Below are 11,578 nucleotides of genomic sequence, written 5' to 3'. Positions count from 1 at the left end.
CCTGCCGCCAGAACCACCACCCTGACTGGGATCCCAACCCCTTCCCCCAGCCGCACCACCTTGGGTGGGATCCCGGCCGGCTCCCCCGTTCCGTCTCCTACTGCCCCGCCCACCCCGCCCCCAACTCCGCAACTCAGCCCCGCTGAGACTCGCTTCCTGCAGGCGCTGGACATGATCGAGCGCAAGCAATACCGGGATGCGGTGCAGTATCTGAACTTCGCCATCAGCGCCCAGCCCAACGTGGCCCGCTACTATCTGCACCGGGGTATCGCCCACCTCAAGCAGGGCAACGCCGGCATGGCCAAGGCCGACTTCCTGCAGGCCAGCCGCCTTGAGCCGGGCAACGCCGAGTTGATGGCGGAGGTGCGCCGCTGGTTGCAGCAGGTCACCACCCAGCAGCCGGTTCCCGTCCCTGCCGCCAGCCGCCAGACCTCCCAGGCCCAGAAAATCGTGCCACCGCCGCGCAAAGAAGACAACGGCGGCTTCTGGAGCCGCCTCTTTGGCAAGAAAAAGTAGGCCAAACTCCGCTCAGGAAGCGCCCCCCAGCACCAGCAGCGTGACCAGGGATCCCGTATTCCAGAGGCTGTGCAGCAGGATGGGGGCCAGCAGGTTGCGGCTGTGGCTGTACACCACCCCCAGCACCACCCCTAGCATGGTCAGCGGCAGCAGATCGGAAAGGTTGAGGTGGGCAAGGGCAAAAGTGAAGGCGCTGAGCAAGATGGCAGCCCCCATCGGCAAGTAGCGGCTCAGCGTAGGCAGCCAAAAGCCCCGGAACAGCACCTCCTCAAAAACGGGGGCACAGACAGACACCACGGCCAAAAACAGCAAGCGCGCCCCCCAGCCGTGGCTGTCCAGCAGCAGCGGCAAGATGGGGTTCCCACCCCCTGCTTGGGGCAGCAGCAACTGCGACAGCGCTGCTGCCAGCACCACCAAAGGTAGGGCCACCCAGTAGCCGCATAGGCCCCAGAGCGGCCAAGGGCCCCACAGCCGCACCTGCAACGCCTTCTGCCAACCGGGATAGATCCGAAGAAGCCGGTACAACAGCGCCGCCCCCAGCAGAGCGCCGGCGTTGTAGGTGAGAAACAAGGCCACCGCCTGATGCCAAGGGCTGAGCTGTTGTGCCCCCAAGCCGAGCAGAACCATGTAAAGGCGAGGCACCAAGGTATTGAGGAGAATAAACCCCAAAAACCAACCGGTCAGCACCGCCTGCGCTCCGATCCCCTGCCAAGGCACCTCCCACGGCGGGCCGAGGAGCGGACGTTGGCGCCAGAAGCTCCAGCCCAGCCAACCCAACAGGAGGATTAGCCCCAGCAGCGCCCCCAGCACGGGGATCCCGCCCACCACTGCCAGCCGGAACAGAGCTGCCAAGGCCAATTTTTCCTGCTCCTGGTTGAGGGCATTGAGGCTGTCGCTGCGCTGTTGCAGCCGGTAGAGCTGCTGCAGGGCCACTGCCTCAAACCAGCCGTCCAGGTGGTTGCGGATCTGCACCTCGGCCTCCGGCAAGATGCGCCGTGGCGTTCCCCACAGCCCTTGCAAGAGCCGCGCCACCCCTTTTTGGCGGGATTCCAGCTCCAAGGGACGTTCTGGATCGATCACCTGCTGCCACTGCTGCTGGGCTGCCTCCAGATCCTCCTGGTAGGCGGAGAGCAGGCCCAGGCGCAGCCGCAGGGCGTCCAGCTCCGCCTGCAGCTCCTGGACAGAAGCCAGCAGAACGGGATCCACTTCTTCTGGAGTTGAGGCCGGCCCCACCGCATCCGAGAGGCTGGCCAATTCGGATCTGCCCGCCTCCGAGGGAGTCGCCCTTTCCAGCCGTGCCATCCGTTTGAGGCGCTGCAGGCGTTCGGCGTAGTTGTCGGCCACCTGCCGGTAGCGATTGTGGGCCAGCTCGAAAACGTTCTGCCCCAGCAAAGCCCGCGCCAGATCCTGATAGCGGGGATCGTCGAGGGTGCGGGCAGCCTGCAGGGCGAGATGGGTTTGCAACAGATCCAACCGCGTTTGGGGCGGCGGCTGAAACCAACTGCTGGAAAGCGAAAGCCCGACAATCAAAAGGGCCAATAGGCTCAGCAGGTTGAGGATCCCACGGCGAACAGAAAGCCAATGGGGATCGACCGAGGCCGTGGCGTCAGAGGGAGACATGACAGCAACAGAGGCAACTCCAGCGGGTTATATCCTAGCTTCTATTGGCTTCGGCAGGATGAAGGGGTCAGCGGCGCTCTAGCCAATAACGGTAGATGGGCAGCCCCAACTGCAGACACTGCCACTCCCGCTCGGTAGGAATACCGAAGGGGTTGTCATCGATGGGCCCCTGGCAGGGATCCCAAAACTGCGGATGGTCTAAAAATCGAGCTGCCATTTCCTCGGCCACTTCCCGCACGTCCGACTGCAGGAAGACGGGGCTGCCCGGTTGCAGCAGCAGGGCCAGATCCGCCACCAGTTGCGGTTGGACGATCCGCCGTTTGTGATGGCGCTTTTTAAACCAGGGATCCGGAAATTGGATGGTGACTCGGCTGAGATCCCCCGGGGCAAATAGATGCCGCAGCGAGACGTTGATGTTGGCAAAGAGGAAATGGACGTTATCCAGCCCCAGCTCGTCCCGCCAAGCATTGGCCCGCTCCACCAGCGGCTGTCGAATCTCCACGCCCAAAAAGTTCCAGTCGGGCTGCTCCTGGGCGATGCGCAGCAAAAAGCGTCCGCTCCCGCTGCCGATATCCAAATGAAAGGGTTGCCCCAGCCGCCGGTACACCCGTTCCCAGTGGGGCGGGGGGGTGGGCTGTTGGTATTGCGCCTGTAGGGGGTTGACGTGTTGCCGCAGCCGCTGGCCAAGACCTTTCTGCAGCGGGATCCCTGCCCAAGCGGGGGAGTCCTTCTCAGGTTGGGTTACCTGCTGTGCCCGTTGCACGTCTGTTTCCATAGACCACCTCCTGCCGCTAGCTTCAGCCCTCCCCCCAAGGGATCCCAAAAGATCCCCCAGTTGGGATGGAAAGGTAGAGGAGCTCTAGGCTACCACCGGATGCTGTCGATGACTTGCCGCAGGATCTGGGCCGAGCGGTGCAGTTGCTGTTGCTCGCTCTCGGTGAGGGACATGGCCAGCGTGCGCTCCACCCCCTGCCGACCGACCACTCTCGGCAAACTGAGGCAGACCTCCGGCAGACCATACTCCCCCTGGGTGAGGCTGCTCACGGTTAAAACGCGCCGCTGATCCCGTACCAGGGCCTGGACAATTTGCGTCACCCCCAGACCAATGGCATAGCTGGTGGCCCCTTTGCGGCGGATGATCTCATAGGCGGCATTGCGCACCTGCTCGAAAATATCCCCCAACTGGGCGGGATCCCACTCCGGCGAGAGCTGGCCAATCGGCGTGCCGGCAATGTTCACCTTGCTCCAGACGGCCACCTCGCTATCTCCGTGTTCGCCGATAATGTAGGCGTGCAGGCTGCGCGGATCCACCCCCAGCCGCCGGGCCAAAAGATAGCGGAAGCGGGCCGTATCCAACACCGTGCCCGATCCCAGCACCTGCCCCGCCGGCAGCCCCGACACCTTCAGGGAAACATAGGTCATGATATCGACGGGGTTGCTCACCACCAGGAAAATGGCGCTGGGGCAATGCTCCATCAGGGCCGGGATCAAGCTTTTGAAAATCTCAACGTTGCGGTGAACCAGATCCAAACGGGTTTCGCCAGGCCGCTGCTTGGCTCCCGCCGTCACAATCACGACGTCTGAGCCGGCGCAATCGGCCAGCTCTCCCGCCCAGATCCGCGTCGGCTCCACAAAAGGGATCCCGTGCACCAGATCCATCACTTCCCCTTCCAGCTTGGCGCGGTCGATGTCGTGAAGAACCAGCTCATCGAGGGTGTTCTGGATCACCATCGAGTAGGCACAGGCCATGCCCACCTGCCCGGCGCCGATGATGGATCCCTTCAAAAGGCGGCGAGAAGTCAGCCCACTGGCTTGCTGCTCAAAGGGTTGCTTGGGTTGGCGCTCAGAAACGGTCATGGCTTCAGCCGCTACGCTTCCCTTCCCAGCTTAAGCCTGGCCAAGCGGAGAGCAAAATAGCATTGGGTAGTCCTCAACTCCGTTGCTGGGTTAGCCGTTGCCAAAGCTCCAGAGGAATGCGCTCGTGAGGACACTTCAGGGACCGAATCTGAGCCAGATCTTCCGGCAAGTAGTGCAAAGCCACCCGCGCCGTTGCATCGAGGAGACTGCGCCGCCGCTGGGGATGTTGCTCGGCTTCTCCCAAAAACACATCCAGCCAGCCATCCTGCTCCTGGTAGCGCATCCGCAAAGCAGAGAGAGAAGGCAGGGACTCTTGGCGGTAGAGCTGGAAGCCCTGCTCAGGGCTCCACCCCAGCCACCACTGGGGCGCCAGTTGCCCCAACTGCCGACACCACACGCCCGCCTGCACCTGTTGCCATGTCATGCTTGCCACTCCGCGACCCGTTCTCCTGAGAAGGCTTAACTGCAAATCTTTAGCAATTGCCATTTGGGTAAGCACTTTACCAGACCTTCCCAGCTTGATGCAACTCTTTATCAAAGAAAACCCCTACCATGCCCCTAATTTATTGAAAGTAGTTGCAATAGAGATATCCTGTAGCTGAGTTAAGTGGTGGAGTTATATCCCTCAGTCTGACTCTCTATCTCTCTATGTTGTGGAAACAGCGGGGATCCCGCGGCGGCAGGATGTGGGTCATCTGCGTCTTCTCCGGGCCTGGTTGAGGTTCTTTGCTAATGCAAGTAATTCTAACTAGCAAGAGTATGGCTGATCGTGTTGATGCCCGGTTATGCTCCCAGCACCTACTGGCCGGCTTCCAGGTAACAGCGGTCAAAGAAAATGGCCGCAGCGGCTTTCAACTCGACCGGCCAGTTTCAAGGATCCCGGCAGCAGTGGGCAACAGTATCCTGTAAGCTGGTTGAGTCAGAGGCCCTTCTGGTTTGGGATTGGTGCATCCGGGTCGTAGCTATCGCCGTCTCATCCCTTTTATCCGGCCCCATCTGTGGATGTTGTTGTTGGGGCTGACCTGCACTCTTGGCTTTGTCCTGACCATGCCCGCGCTTGCCTACTTGATCGAGTGGGTGGCCCGCTCCATCGGCGCCGGGGATCTGGGGCAATTGCGGACGCTGGCCCTGATTGGAGTGGTGTTTTTCTTGGTGCGTGGCGCCTTCCAGTACGGCCAAGACACCCTGATGGCGAGGGCTTCCCTGCAAATGGTGTTGGAATTGCGCCAACAGATCTATGCCCATTTGCAAGCGCTGGATGTGGATTATTTTTCCGGCAGCCGCACCGGCGATCTGGTCTATCGCCTGACAGGGGATCTGGATCGGGTGGGAGAGGTGGTGCAACGCTTTTTCCACCGTTTCATCCCCAGCGTGCTCACCATCTTGGCGGTGGTGGCCTACCTGTTTTATCTCAACGGCATTCTCACCTTGACCACCCTGCTGATCGCCCCCCTGATGGCCGCTTTGATCAGTTGGTTTGGGGATCGCCTCTTGTTTCGCTCCCGCCTCAACCAAGAGAAGATGTCGGATTTGGCCGCCCTCTTGACAGAAGTGTTTGCCGGCATCAGTCTCACTCGCGCCTTTGCGGCCGAGGACTACGAAATTCGCCGCTTCAGTGCCATTGCCGAAAGCAACCGCCTGGCCCGGTTTCAGACCGAGCAGGTGAAAGCCATCCAAGACCCGGTGGTGGGTTTCCTGTACGCCATGAGCGTGTTGGGGGTGTTTTGGGTGGGCGGCTGGCAAATTAGCCAGGGCAACCTGACCGGCAGCCAGTTTCTCGGCTTTATTGCCGGTGTTGCCATGTTGATCGACCCCATTGTGCACATCACCAACAACTACAGCGAGCTGAAACAGGGTGAGGCTTCGGTGGAGCGGATTTTCGAGCTGCTGAACACTCGCTCGCAGATCCGGGAGCTGCCCGGCGCTCGGCCTATGCCCCCCATTCAGGGCTGGGTGGAGTTCGAGCAAGTTTCCTTTGCCTACAAACCGGATCAGCCGGTGCTCAAGGAAATCAGCTTTCAGGTGTCTCCCGGCGAGATCGTGGCCTTGGTGGGATCCTCCGGTGCCGGCAAATCCACCCTGGTGAGCTTGATTCCCCGCTTTTACGATCCGCAGCAGGGCTGCATCCGCATCGACGGCATCGACATCCGCACCGTCACCCTCAAGAGCCTGCGCCGCCAGATTGGCATTGTGCCGCAGGAGATCACCCTGTTTTCGGGAACCATTGCCAGCAACATCGCCTACGGACAAGAGCAGTTTGACCTGGAAGCGGTACGCCAGGCGGCCCAGGTGGCCAACATCGACACCTTTATCGAGAGCTTACCCGATGGCTACGCCACCCGCGTGGGAGAACGCGGGGTCACCCTTTCCGGCGGACAACGGCAACGGCTGGCCATTGCCCGCGCCGTGTTGCTCAACCCCAAGATCTTGATCCTGGACGAGGCCACCTCTGCTTTGGACAACGAGTCGGAAGCGTTGGTGCAGGAGGCGCTGCAACGGCTGATGCAACGCTGCACCGTTTTTGTTATCGCCCACCGCCTCTCGACAGTGCGCACCGCCCACCGCATTTTTGTCTTGGAGCAAGGGCAACTGCTGGAGCAAGGAAATCACCGCGAGCTGCTGGGCAAAGGGGGGCGCTACGCCCAGTTTCACCTGCGCCAGTTTCAGTAGGCTTCAGAGCCGCCACTCCTGCCGGAAAGGCCGATAGAACTCCGGATCCTGAGGCGCACCCCCCGCGATCCCGCAGATGGCCGAGGCAAATTGCACCGCCCGCTGCAGCAACACCTCCTCTGGCCATCCCCGCAGCAGGCCCAGGATGGCCACGGCACTGAAGCCATCTCCAGCGCCCACCGTATCCACCATCTGAGGTACGGAAACCGGGTCGGCCTGATAAACCTGGGCGGGGGTGATCAGGAGCGCACCTGCGGCCCCTAGAGTCAAAAATAGACCTTTCAGGTTCAACTGCGCCCGCAGGATCTGCCCTTGCTCCCGCACCTCTTTGGCAGGGATCCCTTCTAGCCGCGCCACCTGCTCCAGCTCCGCCTGGTTTAGCTTCAGCCAATCGCAGGTGCGCAGCATCTCCCGGATGGGATCCGGCTGCCACCAGGGATCCCGCAGGTTGAGATCCAAAAACACCGGACAGCGAAGGGCGGGGATCGTCTCCTGAAAGTGGCGATGGGCCGCTTCCCGTCGCGCCGCCAAGCTGCCCCGATAGAGCAGGCTGGGCTGGAGAACCCCGATATCCAACTGAATGTAGTCGTAGGCTTGGTCGGGCAAGATGGCAAAGCTTGGGATCCCCTCTGCATCCAGCGTGACTTGGACTTGGCCGGTGGGGTGAATCGGATCCCGTTGCAAACCTTCCAGGCGCAGCCCCTGCCGCCGCAGCGCCGCCAACAACTTTTCTGCCGCTTCGTCTTGGCCGATGCGGCTAAGCAAGAGGGGATCGGATCCTAGCCCCTTGAGGTTCCAAGCCACGTTCAAAGCCGCACCGCCCAGCACCACCTGGCTGGGGAAGCAGTCGAAAAGCACCTCCCCCAAAATGAGAGGCAAGCCCTGGGGCACATCGGGGGGATCCATCATCGGCACTTAGGAAGCAGCCGCTCCCTGCAGCTCCAGGATTTGCTGGTAGGTGTTGCTGCGGAACCAACGCTCGATTTCTCTGGCCCGCAGGACCGGCAGCGGATGGGTGCGCCCCACCGTTTGCATCTGCTTCAGCTCCATCTGCCACAGATCCCCGTCCAGCTCGTCGTAAGCGCGGGCCTGCTCCAAAAAGGCGTCCACATTCAGCTTAGAGGCCAATTGCGGGGATCCACCGCACAACTTCATCAACACCGAGATCACCGTCTTGGCGTCTTGGGTGACCAACAGCGCCGCCCGGTCACAGGTAAACTCGGCGCACCGCAGCCAGTGCATCAGTTGCTCCTGCAACGCCTGATAAAACAGCCCGCCGAAGGGGAGCAAGCTGGTGGAGAGCATGAGGATGTTGGCCATCGTCAAGTAGACGCCGTGATTACATTTCAAATGGCCCAATTCATGGGCGATCACGGCTTGAATTTCCGGCGGCTCCAACAGATCCAGCAGAGAGCTGTGCAAAACGATAAAAGGCTTTTTCCCCTGCATGGCAAAGGTATAGGCATTGGGCGTGGGGTTCTGCCGCACATAGAGCTGGGGCACGTCCAGATCCAAGATGCGACAGGCCTGCACCAAAAGCTGGTGAATCTCCGGCAGCTGATGCTCGTTAATTTGAATACTGGAAGCGATGTTATCCAGATAAAAGACCTGTCCTGCTGTTGAGCCGAGCCAGTTTTGAATCAGCAGGCCCAGCCCCGGCACCTGCTGCAGAGAGCGGGTTGCCTGCAGATCCACAGGATGGCGAAACTGGTCGGCCCGCAGGCCCAGCAGAATGCGAGGTTCTTGTTGAATGGATGACATAGACAAGATGGGGAGAAAAAGGCTTCAAAAGCAGGCGGGCGGCTGGAGCTTGGGGATCCCTGCTGTCGGCCGTCAAGGGATGGAGACCAAGAGAGCTGGGCATGTCCGGGCTGACCTGCAACTGAGGGCTGTGAACCCCCTCCAACTGTTGCCTCGGCAGACTCCGCCCTTCCCTACATGGTTTCTTGATTTTAGCCGCTACTCTGGAAACATCTCTTCTCTCGACCCTAGTCCGTTTGCAAGCTAGACCCCTTTGTCGTCGTTCTAAGGTCATCATGCGGATCCCGACTTCCACCTATCGCATTCAGTTTCATGCTGGGTTTGACTTCGAGGCAGCACGGCAAATGGTTCCCTACCTGAAGTTGCTGGGCATCAGCGACTTGTATGCCTCTCCCATCTTCCAAGCCCGCAGCGGTAGCACCCACGGCTACGACGTGGTGGATCCGAGGCAGATTAACCAGGAACTGGGGGGAAGTGAAAAGTTTGAGCTCTTGTGGGAAACCCTCAATCAGCAGGGAATCGGCTGGATCCAAGACATCGTGCCCAACCACATGGCCTATGACGGCCAAAACCAAATGTTGATGGATGTTCTAGAAAGTGGGCCCAACTCAGACTTTATCGATTACTTTGATGTCAACTGGAACCACTCCTATCTGGGTATTAAAGGCAGGATCTTGGCACCCTTTTTGGGAGATTTCTACGATAAATGTTTGGAGTCTGGTCAAATTCAGCTTCGTTACGATGCCGATGGCCTCAGCATCAACTACTATAACCTGAGATTTCCTCTGAATATCGATACCTATGCCGATGTTTTTACCTACAACTTAGGTAAATTGCGGCGGAAGTTAGGGCGAAGCCACCCCGACTACATCAAGTTACTCGGGATCCTCTTCAGCCTGAGATTTATACCCAGCAAGGAAGATCTCCTAGAACGCACCGATCAAATTAACTTTGCTAAGCACTCCCTTTGGGAGCTTTACACGTCTAGCCAATCTATTCAAAACTTCTTTGACGAGAACATTGCCATCTTTAACGGCAAGCCGGGGGATCCCTCAAGCTTTGACTTGTTGGACGACCTTTTGGCGCGGCAGAATTTCCGCCTTTCCTTCTGGAAAGTGGGCGCCGAGGAAATCAACTACCGTCGCTTCTTCACCATTAACGAGCTGATCTCGCTGCGGATGGAGGATCGCGAGGTCTTTCGCAAAACACATCAGCTTATCCTTAAGCTGGCAGAACAAGAGCGCTTTACAGGCTTACGTATCGACCACATCGACGGCCTGTTTAACCCGGAAGAATATCTCCATCGCCTGCGGGAACGCTGCCCAGATCTCTACATCGTGGTAGAGAAAATCCTAGAAGCCGATGAGAAACTGCCTCAGCAATGGCCGATTCAAGGCACAACAGGATACGACTTTTTAGCCAAGCTCAATGGTCTTTTTTGCCAGGAAGAAAATGCAGAGGCTTTTGACTCTCTTTATCAAGACTTTACGAACCTACGACATTCCCCAGAACAGGTGATTGAAGACAAAAAACGTTTGATCATCGAGCGCAACCTGGCAGGTGATATGGATAATCTTGCTTTTTTGCTCAAGCAGATCACCAGCCATCACCGCTACGCTAACGACTTTACCCTCTACAGCTTGCGCCGAGCCCTGGTGGAAGTTTTGGTGTGCTTCCCGGTTTATCGAGTTTACATCCACCAAGGGATCCTCAGCCCAGAAGGTCAGCAGGTTATCCGTAAAGCTGTAGAGAAAGCCAAGGAGAACCTGCCCATCTTGGTAAACGAACTAAATTTTCTGCAGCGTTTTCTCTGCCTGGAGTCTCTCGACAATTTGTCAGAGCAAGAGAGAAACGAGCAGATCTACTTTGCCATGCGCCTGCAACAGTTGGCCGGCCCTCTCATGGCCAAAGGGGTAGAGGATACGGCCTTCTATGTTTATAACCGGCTACTATCCTTAAACGAAGTGGGCGGGGATCCCTGCCGTTTTGGCTTTTCTCTGCAGGAGTTTCACCGCTTTAACCAAGAACGAGCAGCCGAGTGGCCTTTTTCGATGAATGCTTCCTCTACCCACGATACCAAACGCGGCGAAGATGTACGAGCCCGCCTGAATGTGCTGTCTGAAATCCCTGCTGAATGGAAAAAACACATCAACCTTTGGCATGAGCTGAACCTCGGTTACAAGGTCCGCAGCAATCAAGCCAAGCGCTCGGAACTGCCAGATCGCAACGATGAGTATCTGCTCTACCAGACTTTGCTCGGCTCTTATCCCTTCCAAGCGGAAGAGGTGCCCCAGTTCGTGCAGCGGGTTAAGGACTATGCCATCAAAGCTGTGCGGGAAGCCAAAGTTCACACCGCTTGGCTTCGCCCCGATACCGAGTATGAAGAAGCCACCCTCGCTTTTATCGATCAGATCCTACAGACTTCAAGCCCCTTTTTGGAGTCCTTCTTGCCTTTCCAACGCAAAATTGCCCACTTTGGCATCTTGAATTCCCTCTCGCAAACGCTGATCAAGCTCACCAGCCCTGGGATCCCGGATATTTACCAAGGTACCGAGCTATGGGATCTAAGTATGGTGGATCCCGACAATCGTCGGCCTGTAGATTTTTCTCGTCGCCTCGCCTACTTAGAAGAAATTCAACGGCGAGTCAAACAGGATCCTCTACAGCTTGTCGAAGATCTGCTGTCCCACCGCCGCGACGGACGCATTAAGCTGTTTCTCATTCATCTTGTGCTCAAGGCCCGTCAGGAACAGCCGCAGTTGTTTCTTGGCGGAAATTACATTCCCCTGCAGGTGAGCGGATCCCATGCTGCCCACGTGGTGGCTTTTGCCCGCCAGCACGAGAAGCAGGTTTTGATTACGGTGTCACCCCGCTTTTTGACCTCGTTGATCGACGAGACGCAGGATCCCCTGGGAGAAGCCGTTTGGAAAGATACTGAAATTCATCTGCCCCGCTGGAAGCGGCTGGAGTGGGTGAACGGGCTGACCCAAGAAGGGATCCCTGCCGGCGAAACCTTGCCGGTGGGCATCCTCCTCAAGTCTTTTCCGGTGGCCCTGCTGTGGGGGCAGAAGAACCTACTGAGCAATTGAGGCCGGGGTCAGGGCCTGAAAGTTGGCGATGCGGGCAAACTCCCGCGGATCGAGGCTGGCCCCGC

At 58.6% G+C, this 11,578-nt stretch carries 9 protein-coding genes; 3 read left to right on the top strand and 6 right to left on the bottom strand.

Annotated elements, in window-relative coordinates; all coding sequences use genetic code 11:
- Window positions 1-516, top strand: a 516-nt coding sequence (locus tag NW857_RS07780; protein ID WP_414368553.1) for a tetratricopeptide repeat protein, incomplete at its 5' end; no start/stop codon positions are given.
- 12 nt (window positions 517-528) lie between these two features.
- Here NW857_RS07780 and NW857_RS07775 read toward each other — a convergent pair.
- The 4 genes from NW857_RS07775 to NW857_RS07760 form a co-directional block, all read right to left on the bottom strand.
- Window positions 529-2,136, bottom strand: coding sequence for a type II CAAX prenyl endopeptidase Rce1 family protein (locus NW857_RS07775; RefSeq protein ID WP_414368551.1), 1,608 nt, complete (start codon window positions 2,134-2,136; stop codon window positions 529-531).
- Window positions 2,137-2,203: 67 nt separating this feature from the next.
- Window positions 2,204-2,911, bottom strand: coding sequence for a tRNA (guanosine(46)-N7)-methyltransferase TrmB (gene trmB, locus NW857_RS07770; protein WP_414333748.1), 708 nt, complete (start codon window positions 2,909-2,911; stop codon window positions 2,204-2,206).
- A gap of 89 nt (window positions 2,912-3,000) precedes the next feature.
- Window positions 3,001-3,921, bottom strand: a complete 921-nt coding sequence (locus tag NW857_RS07765; RefSeq protein WP_414333761.1) for an L-lactate dehydrogenase — start codon at window positions 3,919-3,921, stop codon at window positions 3,001-3,003.
- A 145-nt stretch (window positions 3,922-4,066) separates the two neighbouring features.
- On the bottom strand, window positions 4,067-4,417 hold the full coding sequence (locus NW857_RS07760; protein WP_414333746.1) for a hypothetical protein: 351 nt from the start codon (window positions 4,415-4,417) through the stop codon (window positions 4,067-4,069).
- 521 nt (window positions 4,418-4,938) lie between these two features.
- Here NW857_RS07760 and NW857_RS07755 point away from each other — a divergent pair.
- A complete protein-coding gene (locus NW857_RS07755; protein WP_414333744.1) occupies window positions 4,939-6,663 on the top strand; it encodes an ABC transporter ATP-binding protein in 1,725 nt (574 codons plus the stop codon).
- A gap of 3 nt (window positions 6,664-6,666) precedes the next feature.
- Here NW857_RS07755 and NW857_RS07750 read toward each other — a convergent pair whose 3' ends face one another.
- Window positions 6,667-7,572, bottom strand: coding sequence for a carbohydrate kinase family protein (locus NW857_RS07750; protein ID WP_414338628.1), 906 nt, complete (start codon window positions 7,570-7,572; stop codon window positions 6,667-6,669).
- A 6-nt stretch (window positions 7,573-7,578) separates the two neighbouring features.
- Entirely contained in the window at window positions 7,579-8,424 is an 846-nt protein-coding gene (locus NW857_RS07745; protein ID WP_414333740.1) for a M48 family metallopeptidase, read from the bottom strand.
- A 275-nt stretch (window positions 8,425-8,699) separates the two neighbouring features.
- Between NW857_RS07745 and treY the strand changes: the two genes are divergently transcribed.
- The gene (gene treY, locus NW857_RS07740; protein WP_414368549.1) at window positions 8,700-11,513 is read left to right on the top strand and encodes a malto-oligosyltrehalose synthase; all 2,814 of its coding nucleotides are present in this window, start codon (window positions 8,700-8,702) and stop codon (window positions 11,511-11,513) included.
- Window positions 11,514-11,578: the final 65 nt, after the last annotated feature.

Source organism: Synechococcus sp. H55.9, assembly GCF_047462355.1.
GTDB lineage: Bacteria > Cyanobacteriota > Cyanobacteriia > Thermostichales > Thermostichaceae > Thermostichus.
This window is presented reverse-complemented; position numbering and strand designations above follow the sequence as displayed.

Excerpts from the sequence above, each read along its gene's own strand:
- NW857_RS07775 (WP_414368551.1), bottom strand. The coding sequence starts at position 2,136 with ATGTCTCCCTCTGACGCCACGGCCTCGGTCGATCCCCATTGGCTTTCT.
- trmB (WP_414333748.1), bottom strand. The coding sequence starts at position 2,911 with ATGGAAACAGACGTGCAACGGGCACAGCAGGTAACCCAACCTGAGAAG.
- NW857_RS07760 (WP_414333746.1), bottom strand. The coding sequence starts at position 4,417 with ATGACATGGCAACAGGTGCAGGCGGGCGTGTGGTGTCGGCAGTTGGGG.
- NW857_RS07750 (WP_414338628.1), bottom strand. The coding sequence starts at position 7,572 with ATGATGGATCCCCCCGATGTGCCCCAGGGCTTGCCTCTCATTTTGGGG.
- NW857_RS07745 (WP_414333740.1), bottom strand. The coding sequence starts at position 8,424 with ATGTCATCCATTCAACAAGAACCTCGCATTCTGCTGGGCCTGCGGGCC.
- treY (WP_414368549.1), top strand. The coding sequence starts at position 8,700 with ATGCGGATCCCGACTTCCACCTATCGCATTCAGTTTCATGCTGGGTTT.